This window comes from Enterobacter sp. A103 (genome assembly GCF_034427535.1).
Classification (GTDB): domain Bacteria; phylum Pseudomonadota; class Gammaproteobacteria; order Enterobacterales; family Enterobacteriaceae; genus Enterobacter; species Enterobacter asburiae_B.
The window spans coordinates 396047-410681 of record NZ_JAXQPQ010000001.1 but is presented as its reverse complement, the minus strand read 5'-3'; the positions used below and the strand labels follow the sequence as shown (position 1 = coordinate 410681).

Sequence of the window (14635 nt, the reverse complement as noted above, 5' to 3'; positions counted from 1 at the left end):
ATTATGGCAGTCAGGCGAAGCACTTACGGATAAATTAGGTGCTATACAAGCCCCTTATGTCATGGTAATCCTGTTAACACACGTCTAAAAAAAGCATAAGCAACTGTCGGGCAGGAATATGAAACCATCTCTCAGGCGCTCAACCGCAGCGCTGCTGGCGTCGTCATTGTTATTAACCATCGGTCGGGGAGCAACGCTGCCGTTCATGACCATTTATCTCACGCGCGTCTACAGCATGAGCGTCGAGAATATTGGTTATGCCCTGACGATTGCGCTGACAATCGGCGTGGTGTTCAGCCTGGGATTTGGCATTCTTGCCGATAAGTTTGATAAAAAGCGCTACATGCTGATTGCGATCGTGGCCTTTATCGCGGGGTTTGTCGCGATCCCGCTGGTCGATAACGTCACGCTGGTGGTTCTGTTCTTTGCGCTGATCAACTGCGCCTATTCCGTCTTTTCAACGGTGCTGAAGGCCTGGTTCTCCGACGTGCTCACCGCAAGCCAGAAAGCGCGCGTCTTCTCTCTTAACTACAGCTTTCTGAACATTGGCTGGACGATCGGGCCGCCGATTGGCACCCTGCTGGTGATGTACAGCCTGCAGCTGCCGTTCTGGCTGGCAGCCTTCTGCGCCGCGCTGCCGCTCGGATTCATCCATTTCTTCGTGCAGAAAAGCGTTACGCTGGATATCGCCGAGGAGAAAATGCCCTGGCAGCCGTCGGTACTGCTGAAAGACCGCGCGCTGTTCTGGTATACGCTCTCCGGCCTGCTGGCGTCATACGTCGGCGGATCGTTCGCGACCTGCATTTCGCAATACGTTCTGGCCGCGCATGCAGACAGTAATTTCGCCGAAAAGGTGGTCGCCGTGGTATTGCCCGTCAACGCCGCCGTGGTGGTGACGCTGCAATATGCGCTGGGCCGCAAGATCTCTGCCAGCAATATTCGCCCGCTGATGACCCTCGCCACCCTGTTTTTTATCGTGGGGCTGGGTGGCTTTATGCTCTCCGGGGAAAACCTGGTCTACTGGGGCATCGCTGCCGCCATCTTTACCCTGGGTGAGATTATCTATGCACCGGGCGAATACATGCTGATCGACAACATTGCCCCGCCGGGGATGAAGGCGAGCTATTTTTCCGCGCAGGCGCTGGGCTGGCTCGGCGCGGCGGCAAACCCGATGATCACCGGTATTATCCTGACCAACCTGCCGCACTGGTCGCTATTTGTCATCATGATGGTCGCCATCGTTATTGCGTGGCTGATGATTTTGCGTGGGATGAGCGTGAAGGCGTGGTGTGAAACGCCCAACGTGGCGTAGCGCTTCCAGGCCGGGTGAGGCGTAGCCGCCACCCGGCAATAAAGCATCAGTGGTGCAGCATTTCCTCTACCACCTGCTCTTTGTACATCTCATTCGGATAATAGGTCGGCCAGTTATCCATCTCTTTCAGCAGCGCCTCGTGGGAGGTGTTGCCCATGAAAATGTGGAAGTGCGAAGAGGCCTTCGGTGCGATGGTGTGGTCGCTGAACTGAACAAACTTCGGTGCCTTGCTGCCGGCATCCTTACATTCAAACAGGTAGCGAACGCCTTTTTTGCCCGATGCGTAGGTCAGTATTTTGTAGCCGCTGTAATCATACTGACAGCGGCTGACCGCTTTGCCCTTATGAAATTCCATCACGTTGTTTTCGATGCCGATAGCATCCACGTCCGTCGCATAGCCCTTGCGGTAGTACGCTTTCACCTCGTCAAAGGTTTTGCTTTTGTCTTTCTGCGCTTTCTGTTTAAACACCGGATCCAGCGAACCGTCCAGCAGGAACGGATAGACCGACTGCCAGGTTCCGTCCCAGTCAGACAGCGCTCTGTCCTTCACGTCCTTATCCTCAAACACGCCGTTCGCCGCCCTCTGTTCCGCTTCGGTCATCTGATGGCCGTGCGAGTGAGCAAACAGCTGGCCGCTGACCAGCAGCGCCCCCAGAGTCATGGCAAATTTCCCAAAATGTGCAGCCAACATAACACCCTCATTCCGTTTTATAAGAATGCGGATGTTATATTATAACATTTTAAATCGCAACCAGCCCGCGAACTCCCTCCTGCTCCATGTTTTCACCCCGGCCGCGCTGGATAATGGTGCCGCGCGACATCAGCAGATAGCTGTCGGCCAGCTCGGCGGCAAAGTCGTAAAACTGTTCGACCAGCAGGATCGCCATGTCGCCTCGGTTCGCCAGGGTGCGGATCACCTGTCCAATCTCTTTAATCACCGATGGCTGTATGCCTTCGGTCGGCTCATCGAGAATCAACAGCTGCGGACGGCTCGCCAGCGCGCGACCAATCGCCAGCTGCTGCTGCTGTCCACCGGAGAGATCGCCCCCGCGACGATGCTTCATCTCTTTAAGTACCGGAAACAGCTGCCAGATCTCATCCGGAACCTGCTTCGCCTCGCGGGCGGAAAAACGCGACAGCCCGAGCAGAAGATTCTCTTCCACGGTCAGGCGCGGGAAAATCTCGCGGCCCTGCGGGACGTACGCCACGCCAGAGTGCACCCGCTGGTGCGGCCTGCTGTGGGTGATCTTTTTACCCTGCCAGATGACCTCCCCGGTTTTCGCCGGGATCAGCCCCATCAGACACTTCAGCAGCGTGGTTTTCCCGACGCCGTTGCGCCCCAGCAGACAGGTGACTTCTCCGGTGACGGCTTCAAAACTCACGCCGCGCAGGATATGGCTGCCGCCGTAATACTGATTCAGTTCGTTAACCTGTAACATCATCGCTCCTTAGCGCCCCAGATAGACCTCAATCACCTGCTCGTTAGCCTGCACCTCGCGAAGCGAACCTTCCGCCAGCACGCGTCCCTGATGCAGCACCGTGACGTGGTCGGCGATAGTCTCAACAAAGCCCATATCGTGCTCCACCACCATCAGGGAGTGCTTACCCGCCAGCGTTTTGAACAGCTCGGCGGTGTATTCGGTTTCCGCGTCGGTCATCCCGGCGGCCGGTTCATCCAGCAGCAGCAGGTGCGGGTCCTGAACCAGCAGCATACCGATTTCCAGAAACTGTTTTTGCCCGTGCGAAAGCAGCCCGGCGCGGCGGTCGCGCTCGCTGCTAAGGCGCAGCAAAACCAGCATCTCATCGATGCGGTCGCGCTGTTCACCGTTGAGTTTTGCCCGCAGGCTCGCCCAGACGGATTTATCGGTTTTCATGGCGATCTCCAGGTTTTCCCACACCGTCAGCGCTTCAAAAACCGTGGGCTTCTGGAATTTACGCCCGATCCCCTGGCGGGCAATGGCCGCAGGCTCCAGCGCGGTCAGGTCGATGGACTGATCGTAAATCGCCCTGCCGCTCTTTGGTCGCGTTTTGCCGGTGATGACGTCCATCAGCGTCGTTTTACCGGCGCCGTTGGGGCCAATCACGCAGCGCAGCTCGCCCACGCCGATATTCAGCGACAGATCGGTCAGGGCCTGAAACCCGTCAAAATTGACGTTAATGGCCTCAAGCTGCAGCACCGGGTCGGTCTGTTCACGGTAACGATCGCCGGGCAACTGGCGGGTGAATAACCCTTCGGCTGGCTGCATTATTTCTCTCCCTTTCGAAACAGACCGTAGACGCCGCGCGGTAAAAACAGCGTGACGGCGATGAAAATCAGCCCCAGGAACAGCTGCCAGTATTCCGGCATCGCGACGGTGAAGAAGCTCTTCGCCCCGTTCACCAGCGCCGCGCCAATCACCGGACCGACCAGCGTGCCGCGCCCGCCCAGCGCCACCCAGATTGCCGCTTCTATTGAGTTCGTCGGCGACATTTCACCGGGGTTAATAATGCCCACCTGCGGGACGTACAGCGCCCCCGCCAGGCCGCACAGCACGGCGGAGAGCGTCCATACCAGCAGCTTGAACCCGCGCGGATCGTAGCCGCAAAACGTCAGGCGGTTTTCGGCGTCGCGAACGGCGGTCAGGATGCGGCCAAACTTGCTCTTCGCCAGCGCAAATCCGGTGCCCAACGCCAGAAGCAGCAACAGCACGGTCGCCAGAAACAGCGCGATGCGGGTGGTCGTTTCAGTTACCGAAAACCCGAGCAGCGTGGTGAAGCCGGTAAAGCCGTTATTGCCGCCAAAACCGGTTTCGTTGCGAAAGAACAGCAGCATCCCGGCATAGGTCAGCGCCTGGGTCATAATCGAGAAATAGACCCCTTTGATCTTTGAGCGGAAGGCGAACCAGCCGAACACCAGCGCCAGCAGGCCTGGCACCATCACAATCAGCACCAGCGCCCAGGCAAAATGCTGGGTTCCCCACCAGAACCACGGCAGTTCGCTCCAGGAGAGAAACGACATAAACGCGGGAAGACCGTCACCCGCAGCCTGACGCATCAGGTACATGCCCATCCCGTAGCCGCCCAGGGCGAAGAAGATGCCGTGCCCAAGAGAGAGCATCCCGGCGTAGCCCCACACCAGATCCAGCGCCACCGCAACGATGGCGTAGCAGAGGATCTTGCCAATCAGCGTCAGCATCCAGGTCGACAGCGCCAGCGGATGCGTCGCAGGCAGTAAGGCGAAAAACGGTAATATCAGCAGACACACCACCAGCAGGCTGCCTGCAAGTTGCGTTGTGCGCGGCGCTTTGCGCGCCAGCGTTAAGGTCAGCGGCTGGCTCATCAGTCAATCACCCTCCCTTTCAGCGCAAACAGCCCCTGAGGGCGTTTTTGAATAAACAGCACGATCGCCACCAGAATCACGATCTTGCCCAGCACCGCCCCCATCTGCGGTTCAAGAATTTTATTGAAAATACCCAGACCAAACGCCGCGGCCACGCTGCCTGCCAGCTGGCCTACGCCACCGAGCACGACCACGAGGAAGGAATCAATAATGTAGCCCTGACCCAGCTCCGGCCCGACGTTACCGAGCTGCGATAGCGCCACGCCGCCTAACCCCGCAATTCCTGAGCCAAGCCCAAACGCCAGCATATCGACACGGCCTGTCGGTACCCCGCAGCAGGCTGCCATGCTGCGGTTCTGCGTCACCGCACGCACGTTGAGCCCCAGACGGGTTTTATTCAGAATGAGCCAGGTAAAGAACAGCACCAGCAGCACGAAGCCCAGCACCACGATGCGGTTCCACGGCAGCGTCAGGTTGGCAAAAACCTGCACTCCGCCGGACAGCCATGCCGGGTTGGCCACCTCCAGGTTCTGGGCGCCAAACGTCATGCGCACCAGCTGGATGAGCATCAGGCTGATCCCCCACGTTGCCAGCAGCGTTTCCAGCGGACGACCGTACAGATGGCGGATCACGGTGCGCTCCAGCACCATCCCGATGCCCGCCGTCAGGCAGAACGCGACTGGAAGCGCGATAACGGGATAGAGCGCCAGCCACTGGGGCGCAAGCCCGGCCATTGCCTGCTGCACCATCCAGGTGGCATACGCCCCCAGCATCAGCATCTCACCGTGCGCCATATTGATGACGCCCAGCAGGCCGTAGGTGATGGCAAGCCCCAGCGCCGCCAGCAGCAGCACCGACCCCAGAGAGAGCCCCATAAACGCCTGGCCCAGCAGATCGCCCCACATCAGTCGATGCTGGATCTGGCTCAGACTCTCCTGCGCGGCGGCGCGCACCCCGGCATCCGGCTCTGTCTGTGCCTGGGTAAACGGGGTAAGTCTGGACTGCACGTCCGGATCGTCAGACTGCCCTAATAACTCGACGGCCTTGCGGCGCACCTCTGCCTGCGGGCTGGCTAGCTGGAGGTTCGCCACCGCCAGTAAAAGCGCCTGACGTGCCACCGCGTCCGTTTCATCGTTTACCCGCTTTTCCAGAAAAGCGAGCATACCAGGCTGGGCATCGCGCTGAAGCTGACGAGCCGCCGCCCGCCTTTCTGTGACACTGTCACTCACCAGCTGATGCGTAGCGATGGCCGTGGCGGCCAGCACGCGCAGCCGGTTGGTCAGACGAACGGCTTTGGCTGGCCCTTCGGTCGACTTAGCGTCACCGAGCGAGACCATTTGACCGCTGCGCTGCGCAAAGGCGTGCTTTTGGCTGTCGGTATAGAGGTTTTCTTTTTGCAGTGCCTGCAGCAGCGGCAGCCTCGCGGCGTCCGGCGCTTCGGCCCACTGCGTCAGCAACTCCGCCTGCTGGCTGCGGCTGGCGGCAACAAAACGATCGGCATCCGATGCCTGCGCCATCCCTGGCAGCAGTCCGGAAAGCCATACAAGAGCGATGAACATGCGCATGGCGTTCATGACGTTTCTCCCTGGTGATGGCTTAGTTGCTGGCGGTTTTCATCGGCTGGTCGGGCTTTTTATCGTTACCGGCGATGAACGGGCTCCACGGCTGGGCGCGTACCGGCTGTTCCGTCTGCCACACCACGTTGAACTGGCCGTTGCCTTCGATTTCGCCGATCATGACCGGCTTATGCAGATGGTGGTTGGTGGCATCCATAGTGAGCGTAAAGCCTGACGGCGCCTTAAAGGACTGGCCGGCCATCGCCGCACGCACTTTATCCACGTCGGTTGTGCCTGCTTTTTCCACCGCCTGTGCCCACATATGGATCCCCACGTAGGTCGCTTCCATCGGGTCGTTGGTCACCACGGTATCGGCATTCGGCAGCTTGTGCGCTTTGGCATAGGCTTTGTAATCCGCCACGAAGGCCTGGTTGGTCGGGTTATCCACGGATTCAAAGTAGTTCCACGCCGCGAGGTTGCCGACCAGCGGTTTGGTGTCGATCCCGCGCAGCTCTTCTTCTCCTACGGAGAACGCCACCACCGGCACGTCGGTCGCCTTCAGCCCCTGGTTAGCCAGCTCTTTGTAGAACGGAACGTTGGAATCGCCGTTGATGGTCGACACCACGGCGGTTTTGCCGCCCGCGGAGAATTTCTTGATGTTAGCGACAATGGTCTGGTAGTCGCTATGACCGAACGGGGTGTAAACCTCCTCGATGTCCTTATCCTCCACCCCTTTCGAATGCAGGAACGCGCGCAGGATCTTGTTGGTGGTGCGCGGGTAAACATAGTCCGTGCCCAGCAGGAAGAAGCGCTTCGCCGCGCCGCCGTCTTCGCTCATCAGGTATTCCACCGCCGGAATGGCCTGCTGGTTTGGAGCCGCGCCGGTATAGAAGACGTTTGGCGACATCTCTTCGCCTTCATACTGCACCGGATAAAACAGCAGACCGTTCAGCTCCTCGAAGACCGGCAGCACGGATTTGCGCGATACCGACGTCCAGCAGCCGAATACCACCGCCACTTTATCCTGACTTAACAGCTGGCGCGCCTTCTCGGCAAACAGAGGCCAGTTTGAGGCGGGATCCACCACCACCGGTTCCAGTTTTTTACCCAGTACGCCGCCTTTCGCGTTGATCTCGTCGATGGTCATCAGCGCGACGTCTTTCAGCGGCGTTTCGGAGATGGCCATGGTGCCGGAAAGAGAATGCATGATCCCCACTTTGATGGTATCGGCCGCCTGCACGCCAAAACTCATTCCCATCGTCACGACGGAAGCGGATAACGCAAAGGCTTTTAATAAGGTACGACGCTGCATATTTTCACTCCTGAAAAAGAACGCTGTGCGAAAACGTCCGTTACGGCGTGGACGCGGAAAAAAATGTGTCAGCGAAGCAGGAGCAAAAAGGATGCCAGAATGGAGGAAGCGCTATTTCAGGAAGGGGAACGCAGGATGTAAAGAGAACGTCTCAGAATGGCACAGCGCTGCACTTTTATAATGCAGCGCTGTGGATGAGGCTTTACCAGACTTCGCTGGCGATCTGCGTGACCAGACGGACTTTGTCCCACTGCTGGGATTCGCTCAGGCTGTTGCCCTCTTCGGTAGAGGCAAAGCCGCACTGCGGGCTGAGGCAAATTTGCTCTTTTGCCACGTATTTCGCCGCCTCTTCCAGACGGGCTTTAATCCCCTCCGGGTTCTCCAGCTCGCCGTTTTTCGTGGTGATCAGGCCCAGCACCACCTGCTGCTTGCCCGGGCGAATGAAGCGCAATGGCGCGAAATCCCCGCTGCGGTCGTTGTCGTATTCAAGGAAGAACGCGTCAACGTTGACCGTCCCGAACAGCACTTCCGCCACCGGCTCATAGCCGCCTTCGGAAATCCAGGTTGAACGGAAGTTACCGCGGCAGACGTGCAGGCCGATGGTCAGATCGTCCGGCTTGCCTTCCAGCGCCTTGTTCAGGACGCGGGCATAGATGCGTGCCAGCTCATCGGCATCGTCACCGCGCTCGCGGATCTGACGGCGCTGATCGTCCGAACAGAGATAGGCCCAGACGGTATCGTCCAGCTGCAGGTAACGGCAGCCCGCGTCGTAAAATGCGCGGATGGCGTCGCGCCAGGTGGTCGCCAGATCGTCGAAATAATCATTCAGATCCGGGTACACCGTCGCATCGATGTCTTTGCGCCCGCCGCGGAAATGGAGCACGCTTGGGCTGGGAATGGTCATCTTCGGCTGAGCATTGCCGCTGATGCTTTTCAGGTAGCGGAAATCTTCAAGCATCGGATGGTCGCCAAAGCCCAGCTTGCCGGTCACGCGCACGCCGTGGGCTTTGGTTTGTACCCCGTTGAACTGAATGCCCTGCTGTGAATCGTAACGCTCAACGCCCTGCAGACCGTCGAAGAAGTCGAAGTGCCACCAGGCACGGCGGAATTCACCGTCGGTGACCACATGCAGGCCGCACGCACACTGCTGCTCAACGACGTGGCGAATGGCATCATCCTCTACCGCGCGAAGCTGTCCGGCGTCAATTTCGCCGCTGGCGAACTTCAGGCGAGCCTCTTTGATGGCATCCGGGCGTAAAAAACTGCCGACTACATCGGCGCGGTACGGGGCGTGCTGTCGTTGCATGGAAATCTCCTCAGTCTGCCGGCGATAATTGCCAGCAGTGATAGTTCATCATTTGAAGTTTTAGACTTCTGGATGTCTAAATGTCCAAAAAAGATGTCATACCTGTCCTGTTCCGGCAAACGAGAAAATTTCACGGGTGTTGAAAAAAATTCATGTTCACAGCGCGACGGCGGTTTCGCTGCTGGCAAAGGCGAACTTTTCATCCTCCCATCCGGCGATCCCCCCGAGCATGATTTTGACCGGCAGCCCGAGGCGCGCCAGCTTGAGCGCGGCTCTGTCCGCGCCGTTACAGTGCGGCCCTGCGCAGTAAACGACGAACAGCGTGCCTTCAGGCCATTGGGCCATGCGCTCGGCGATCATCTGGCTCCGCGGCAGGTGCAGTGCGCCGGGCACGTGACGGCGGGCAAACTGCTCCGGGCTGCCCACCACGTGCAGCAGCACGAAGTCCTGCTCATTATTGGCGATGGCGTGATGCACATCCGCGCAGTCGGTTTCAACGCTCAGGCGGCGCAGAAAATGGGTAACGGCTTCCTGCGGCTCGGCAGCCGGAAATTCAGTAACATAGCTCATGATCCTTCCTCATCTTTGGCGTTTGTGTTAACACTACTCTATCCACAAATTCAGCCCGTGAATGCGTTCGCTTATGCCAGAAAACAGCAAAAAGATGACAAACTTAAGACAAATTGCCCGCCCGCAGGTGGTCGTGCTGGCGTATGACGGTCTGTGTACCTTTGAGTTTGGCGTAGCGGTGGAGATCTTCGGCCTGCCGCGTCCCGAGCTGGGCGACGAATGGTATCGTTTCGCGGTGGCGAGCGTGGACAGCGGTGAACTTCGGGCAACTGGCGGGATCCGCATCGTTACCGATGGTGATTTAAGCCTGCTTGCGTCTGCGGACCTGATTGTGGTTCCCGGTTGGCGGGGTCTGGATTCACCGGTTCCGGATGCGCTCTGCGAGGCACTACGCCAGGCCAGCGCGCGAGGGTGCCAGCTGCTCTCCATCTGTTCGGGGGTGTTTGTGCTGGCCGCAACGGGGCTCTTGAACGGCCGCAAAGCCACGACGCACTGGCGCTACATTGACGCGCTGAAAGTCCGCTACCCTGACATCGACGTGGTTGAGGATGTTCTCTACCAGGACGAAGGCGATATTCTGACGTCTGCGGGCAGCGCGGCGGGGATCGATCTCTGTCTGCACGTTGTGCGGCGGGATTATGGCATGGAAACCGCCAACAGCGTGGCGCGTCGGCTGGTCATTCCCCCTCACCGGGATGGTTCACAGCCACAGCAGCTGAGCCGTCCGGTAGCCCAGCTGCGGGAAAGCCAGCGTCTCGGCCAGCTGTTTGATTTTCTGCACACGCATCTTATCGAGGCGCACAGCGTCGACTCCCTGGCGCGTCGGGTCGGAATGAGCCAGCGCACCTTCCTTCGTCGCTTCGAGGCGGCAACGGGGACGACGCCCGCGCGCTGGTTAATCAATGAGCGCCTGCTGAGAGCAAAAGATTATCTGGAAAGCAGCCGGTTGAGCATCGACAGCATCGCTGAACAGACCGGGTTTGGTCAGGCGTCGACACTGCGTCATCATTTTCGCCAGCAGTTCGCGCTTTCCCCGGCTCAGTATCGCAAACAATTTTCACGTCCGGGTACTGCCCGCTGAGGCGTTATTTTTATGGCTACACTGGCACACGGAGCACCTGATGGTCACTACACACGTTTTTATCGCGGTTAGTCTTGATGGCTACATCGCCCGACAGAATGACGATATCGACTGGCTGCTGCAGCGAGACGATCCCGCAGAAGATCATGGCTATGAGGCGTTCATCGCGGACAAAGAGTGGATCGTGATGGGCCGGGGTAGCTATGAAAAGGTACTGACCTTTGACGCATGGCCTTATGAACGGCCCGTGCTGGTACTCTCCCGACAGCTGGCCGGTACGCCCGTGCCGGAGGCGCTGAAGGGAAAAGTGCAGTTCTCTTGCCGCACGCCAAAGGAGGTGCTGGACGATCTCGCTGCGCAGAACGTTCATCGGGTCTATCTCGATGGTGGACAGGTGATCCAGTCGTTCCTGCGCGAAGGGCTGGTGGCCGATATGGTGATCACGACCGTTCCTGTCCTGCTCGGAGCGGGAAAACCGCTGTTCGGAACCCTTCCTCAGGATATCGATTTAACGCTTGTATCAAGCCGCAGTTTCCCTTCGGGTCTGGTGCAGTCACATTATCGGCTGATGCCATAAAACCATCGCGACGGCCTGCGCAAAAAAAAACCGCCAATAACTGGCGGTAAATGCTTGCATGGATAGATTTGTGTTTTGGTCTCTACGTCCCGACACTCCGAGGCCGGGCTGCGGATCCCTTACAACCTAACACCTGTTGTCTTAACGAACGCTAAACAACCTTATTAACCTGCATGGGTATTGATCTGCAAATAACGCATAAGCCCCTGCTCAGCGCTCTGTTTTGCGTCGTCATTAAGGGCTTCAAGATAAAAGGAGCGAGCGACACCATAAGGTGCTTTTTCAGAGGGATACACCGCAAACTGGAATGTTTTTCCTCTTGCCTGATGAGTACAATCTAATTCCCAGCGCCGATCGTTTATTTTTTTGCTGGAGCAGGCAACGCCACCATAATCGCTGGTTAAATAGGAACCCACGCGAATTTCCGCAGAACGAATATATTCTGGTTCGTCATTAGCTGCATAACGAATCCCCGCAGCGGCCACAACAGCAACCGCCAGAAGCGCAAGCGCTATTATTTTTTTCATTTAGAAATGACCTGTTCCTTAGCCAGAGACTTACTATTATATAAGGTTTATCCTTAATGCAAATATCTAATTGAGGTCCAGAAATGGTACTTTACAAAGCGTCATGGTTTTTTTAGGAAATATCTTAACCGTAATTCCGAACCCACATTATTTGACATTTTCTTTTCGCTAATTTTAATTTTTGAATAATAACCCTAAAAAATAATCGACATGATTATCCCGCATTCTTTTTCAGCGGTGAATCCATGATTAAAAAAGGGTTATCTTTCGTCATGCTTATCTGTGCGCTGTTTTCCGGCCAGCTTATGGCCGGGCACAAAGGACACGAGTATTTGTGGGTCAAGAATGTGGCGCATCAGCTTCGTCATGAAGCCGACAGCGATGAGTTGCGAAGCGCTGCGGAAGAGTCGGCGGAGGGTTTGCGCGAGCACCACCTGTGGCAGAAGTCGCGCAAACCGGACACGCACGTTCGGTAATTAGCTGCCCTTGCGTTTCGGCAGCGTTTTCATCAGATCGTCCGGACTGACGGACGCCACGATACTGCCGGGCTGCGGCATTTTGAAGATGTGGTTTTTCATCTTACCAATCACATGCATTTCACAAGGACGGCAGTCGAACTTGAGGGTCAGAACCTCATCGCCGTTTACCAGCTGCATGGGGGTGGCCTTCCAGCTCTTAATGTTCCCTTTCGCCTGCTTAGGACACAGGTTAAACGCAAAGCGCAGGCAGTGCTTGGTGATCATCACCGGCACATCGCCCTTCTCTTCATGCGCTTCATAGGCGGCGTCGATCAGCTGCACGCCGTGGCGATGATAGAATTCACGCGCTTTATGGTTGTAGACGTTGGCGAGGAAGGATAAATGGGTGTCCGGGTAGACTGGCGCAGGGACGGTTTCCGCTTTACGGCTTCCGCGCGGATACTGTGCCAGGCGCGCGGCATCCAGCATCTCTGCCGTTTCGCGGCGGAACTGGTTAAGCAGGCTGTTCGGCACGAACAGCGCGTCCGGCAGAGCCACGTCGATCGCGCGCGCGTAGTAAATCGTCTGGCCCAGCTTCGCCACGCCATCCTTCAGGCTGTTAAGCGCTTTTTCGGCGTTGTTTGCCACCTCGAAATGACCATCGAGCGTATGCGTCACGCTGATGCCGTCTTCGCAGGTCATGGTCAGAATCAACTGCTCTTCCCAGCCGCCCAGCTCAATATCCACGGCGATACGGCGTTCGCTGGAGGTTTTCAGCAGCGCCTGCTGCCAGTTATGATCGAGATTACGGTTAAGCGCCGCGTTCGGCCGCGCCTTGTAGAGATCGGCGGGCATTTCATTCGGCCAGACGCGGTAGCGGTTCTCGCCGGTTTTCTCGACCGTATTGGCACGGAAGCCTACGACCTCACGCTTAATCATCACGTTAAGGCCATCTCCGTTCGCCAGCGGTTCCGTCACTTCGACATCAAGGTGATCTTTCGCCACTTTCAGCACTTCGCCCACCGGTAAACCGATAAACTTCGGTGAGTCAAACGCGCCGATATCCCCTTTACGGGCATTCACAAAATAGTCCGTGCTGCCGCGGTGGAACGTTTTGTCCGTCGACGGAATAAAGAAATGTTCGGTGCGCCCGGCCGACGCGCGCGCCAGGTCGCCGCGATCGTCGATGATGGCGTCCAGCATCTGGCGATAGTGCGCGGTGATGTTCTTCACGTAGCTCATATCTTTGTAGCGCCCTTCAATCTTGAAGGAACGCACGCCCGCGTCGATCAGCGCGCCCAGGTTGGCCGTCTGATCGTTATCCTTCATGGAGAGCAGGTGTTTTTCGAACGCCACGACGCGGCCCTGATCGTCTTTCAGGGTATACGGCAGGCGGCAGGCCTGAGAACAGTCGCCGCGGTTGGCGCTGCGGCCCGTCTGCGCGTGGGAAATATTGCACTGACCGGAGTAAGCCACGCACAGCGCGCCGTGGATAAAGAATTCGATCGTCGCGTCTGTCGCCTGGTGAATATCGCGGATCTGATTCAGGTTCAGCTCGCGCGCCAGAACGATCTGCGAAAAGCCGACGTCGGAGAGAAACTTGGCCTTCTCGACCGTGCGGATATCGCACTGGGTACTGGCATGCAGTTCAATGGGCGGAATATCCAGCTCCAGAACGCCCATATCCTGAACGATCAGGGCATCAATGCCGGCCTGGTAGAGATCGGTAATCAGACGTTGTGCAGGCTCCAGCTCATCATCATGAAGAATGGTGTTCAGGGTCACGAACACTTTCGCCCCGAAACGGTGGGCGAACGGCACCAGTTCTGCAATATCGCTCAGGCTGTTGCTGGCGTTATGGCGGGCACCGAAGCCCGGGCCGCCAATGTAGACGGCATCAGCACCATGAAGGATCGCTTCACGGGCAATGGCGGCGTCGCGGGCCGGGCTTAAAAGTTCAAGATGATGGGATTGCAGGCGCATACTTCGTCGTTATCCGTTATGGTCAAAATGGCGGCTATTGTAGTCAGAAGTATGCGTCAGCGAAACAGTTTTGCGTAGCGTCAGCGGGGATAATGAATCAGGGAGTGAAAATGCACCGTCCGGTCGCTGCTGTTGCGGTAGGCGTGCGGTTTATCGCCGGCGAAACGGACGCCCGAATCGGCAGAAATCGTCTGCCACGTGCCCTCAATCTTCATCTCCAGCTCGCCGCTGACCACCACCACATGTTCAATCACCCCGGCCTCATGCGGCGTGGATTCACTCAGCGCGCCGGGTGCCAGCGTGATGGAGAAATAATCAAACCCGAGCGTCTCGTCCCACGGAAAAAGCGGTTTGACCACCATCGCCTGCTGCTGCGGGTCAAACACCGCATGCCGGTCCGCCTCTGGCGTGATGAACGCGGAAAACGGCACGTTCAGCCCGGTGGCAATTTTCCACAGCGTCGACACCGTCGGGCTGGATTCATTGCGCTCGATTTGCCCCAGCATCGCTTTTGACACGCCGGTCTCGTCCGCGAGCTTCGATAAACTCCAGCCGCGCGTCTGGCGCAGCGTTTTCAGCGTTGTTGCAAGGTGTAGTGTGATGTCCATAGTCCCTCCTGATGGCGATCAGCATA

Annotated in this window: 15 protein-coding genes; 4 read left to right on the top strand and 11 right to left on the bottom strand. The window is 57.6% G+C overall.

What is annotated here, in order from left to right:
* Positions 1 to 118: 118 nt before the first annotated feature.
* Positions 119 to 1312, top strand: coding sequence for an efflux MFS transporter YdeE (gene ydeE / locus SPH27_RS01970; protein ID WP_064672496.1), 1194 nt, complete (start codon positions 119 to 121; stop codon positions 1310 to 1312).
* A 46-nt stretch (positions 1313 to 1358) separates the two neighbouring features.
* Here ydeE and zinT read toward each other — a convergent pair whose 3' ends face one another.
* The 8 genes from zinT to SPH27_RS01930 all read right to left on the bottom strand — a co-directional run bounded on the left by zinT (position 1359) and on the right by SPH27_RS01930 (position 9375).
* Positions 1359 to 2000: a metal-binding protein ZinT gene (zinT, locus tag SPH27_RS01965; protein ID WP_045888408.1), complete on the bottom strand. Its 642-nt coding sequence runs from the start codon at positions 1998 to 2000 to the stop codon at positions 1359 to 1361.
* A 52-nt stretch (positions 2001 to 2052) separates the two neighbouring features.
* Positions 2053 to 2751 carry an urea ABC transporter ATP-binding subunit UrtE gene (gene urtE / locus SPH27_RS01960; RefSeq protein WP_182072371.1) on the bottom strand — a complete coding sequence of 233 codons (699 nt, stop codon included), beginning with the start codon at positions 2749 to 2751 and terminating at the stop codon, positions 2053 to 2055.
* A gap of 9 nt (positions 2752 to 2760) precedes the next feature.
* On the bottom strand, positions 2761 to 3558 hold the full coding sequence (urtD, locus tag SPH27_RS01955) for an urea ABC transporter ATP-binding protein UrtD (protein ID WP_023311769.1): 798 nt from the start codon (positions 3556 to 3558) through the stop codon (positions 2761 to 2763).
* On the bottom strand, positions 3558 to 4631 hold the full coding sequence (gene urtC, locus SPH27_RS01950; protein ID WP_033145528.1) for an urea ABC transporter permease subunit UrtC: 1074 nt from the start codon (positions 4629 to 4631) through the stop codon (positions 3558 to 3560). Before urtC ends, urtD begins: the two co-directional genes overlap by 1 nt.
* Positions 4631 to 6205, bottom strand: coding sequence for an urea ABC transporter permease subunit UrtB (urtB, locus tag SPH27_RS01945; RefSeq protein WP_048981368.1), 1575 nt, complete (start codon positions 6203 to 6205; stop codon positions 4631 to 4633). The genes urtC and urtB overlap by 1 nt, the downstream gene beginning before the upstream one ends.
* A 22-nt stretch (positions 6206 to 6227) precedes the next feature.
* A complete protein-coding gene (gene urtA, locus SPH27_RS01940; protein ID WP_033145526.1) occupies positions 6228 to 7499 on the bottom strand; it encodes an urea ABC transporter substrate-binding protein in 1272 nt (423 codons plus the stop codon).
* A 202-nt stretch (positions 7500 to 7701) separates the two neighbouring features.
* The gene (locus tag SPH27_RS01935; protein ID WP_033145525.1) at positions 7702 to 8805 is read right to left on the bottom strand and encodes a cobalamin-independent methionine synthase II family protein; all 1104 of its coding nucleotides are present in this window, start codon (positions 8803 to 8805) and stop codon (positions 7702 to 7704) included.
* Positions 8806 to 8961: 156 nt separating this feature from the next.
* Positions 8962 to 9375 (bottom strand): rhodanese-like domain-containing protein, encoded by a 414-nt coding sequence (locus SPH27_RS01930; protein WP_182072340.1) that lies wholly within the window; start codon positions 9373 to 9375, stop codon positions 8962 to 8964.
* A gap of 73 nt (positions 9376 to 9448) precedes the next feature.
* Here SPH27_RS01930 and ftrA point away from each other — a divergent pair, with 73 nt between their 5' ends.
* Together ftrA and SPH27_RS01920 are read left to right on the top strand one after the other, a co-directional pair.
* Positions 9449 to 10456, top strand: a complete 1008-nt coding sequence (gene ftrA, locus SPH27_RS01925) for a transcriptional regulator FtrA (protein ID WP_182072342.1) — start codon at positions 9449 to 9451, stop codon at positions 10454 to 10456.
* Between the two features lie 40 nt (positions 10457 to 10496).
* Positions 10497 to 11033, top strand: coding sequence for a dihydrofolate reductase family protein (locus tag SPH27_RS01920; RefSeq protein ID WP_182072344.1), 537 nt, complete (start codon positions 10497 to 10499; stop codon positions 11031 to 11033).
* A gap of 164 nt (positions 11034 to 11197) precedes the next feature.
* Here SPH27_RS01920 and SPH27_RS01915 read toward each other — a convergent pair whose 3' ends face one another.
* Positions 11198 to 11560, bottom strand: a complete 363-nt coding sequence (locus SPH27_RS01915; RefSeq protein WP_039262500.1) for a hypothetical protein — start codon at positions 11558 to 11560, stop codon at positions 11198 to 11200.
* 245 nt (positions 11561 to 11805) lie between these two features.
* Here SPH27_RS01915 and SPH27_RS01910 point away from each other — a divergent pair, with 245 nt between their 5' ends.
* Entirely contained in the window at positions 11806 to 12036 is a 231-nt protein-coding gene (locus SPH27_RS01910; protein ID WP_039262502.1) for a DUF2554 family protein, read from the top strand.
* Here the strand turns inward: SPH27_RS01910 and SPH27_RS01905 are convergent, their stop codons facing one another.
* Both SPH27_RS01905 and SPH27_RS01900 read right to left on the bottom strand, forming a co-directional pair.
* The gene (locus SPH27_RS01905; RefSeq protein WP_033145519.1) at positions 12037 to 14001 is read right to left on the bottom strand and encodes a peptidase U32 family protein; all 1965 of its coding nucleotides are present in this window, start codon (positions 13999 to 14001) and stop codon (positions 12037 to 12039) included. It abuts the gene before it with no gap.
* 80 nt (positions 14002 to 14081) lie between these two features.
* The gene (locus tag SPH27_RS01900) at positions 14082 to 14609 is read right to left on the bottom strand and encodes a helix-turn-helix domain-containing protein (RefSeq protein ID WP_182072346.1); all 528 of its coding nucleotides are present in this window, start codon (positions 14607 to 14609) and stop codon (positions 14082 to 14084) included.
* Between the last annotated feature and the right edge of the window lie 26 nt (positions 14610 to 14635).

Coding starts and splice junctions, on each gene's coding strand:
- ydeE (WP_064672496.1), top strand. CDS start 119: ATGAAACCATCTCTCAGGCGCTCAACCGCAGCGCTGCTGGCGTCGTCA.
- urtE (WP_182072371.1), bottom strand. CDS start 2,751: ATGTTACAGGTTAACGAACTGAATCAGTATTACGGCGGCAGCCATATC.
- urtD (WP_023311769.1), bottom strand. CDS start 3,558: ATGCAGCCAGCCGAAGGGTTATTCACCCGCCAGTTGCCCGGCGATCGT.
- urtC (WP_033145528.1), bottom strand. CDS start 4,631: ATGAGCCAGCCGCTGACCTTAACGCTGGCGCGCAAAGCGCCGCGCACA.
- urtB (WP_048981368.1), bottom strand. CDS start 6,205: ATGAACGCCATGCGCATGTTCATCGCTCTTGTATGGCTTTCCGGACTG.
- urtA (WP_033145526.1), bottom strand. CDS start 7,499: ATGCAGCGTCGTACCTTATTAAAAGCCTTTGCGTTATCCGCTTCCGTC.
- SPH27_RS01935 (WP_033145525.1), bottom strand. CDS start 8,805: ATGCAACGACAGCACGCCCCGTACCGCGCCGATGTAGTCGGCAGTTTT.
- SPH27_RS01930 (WP_182072340.1), bottom strand. CDS start 9,375: ATGAGCTATGTTACTGAATTTCCGGCTGCCGAGCCGCAGGAAGCCGTT.
- ftrA (WP_182072342.1), top strand. CDS start 9,449: ATGCCAGAAAACAGCAAAAAGATGACAAACTTAAGACAAATTGCCCGC.
- SPH27_RS01920 (WP_182072344.1), top strand. CDS start 10,497: ATGGTCACTACACACGTTTTTATCGCGGTTAGTCTTGATGGCTACATC.
- SPH27_RS01915 (WP_039262500.1), bottom strand. CDS start 11,560: ATGAAAAAAATAATAGCGCTTGCGCTTCTGGCGGTTGCTGTTGTGGCC.
- SPH27_RS01910 (WP_039262502.1), top strand. CDS start 11,806: ATGATTAAAAAAGGGTTATCTTTCGTCATGCTTATCTGTGCGCTGTTT.
- SPH27_RS01905 (WP_033145519.1), bottom strand. CDS start 14,001: ATGCGCCTGCAATCCCATCATCTTGAACTTTTAAGCCCGGCCCGCGAC.
- SPH27_RS01900 (WP_182072346.1), bottom strand. CDS start 14,609: ATGGACATCACACTACACCTTGCAACAACGCTGAAAACGCTGCGCCAG.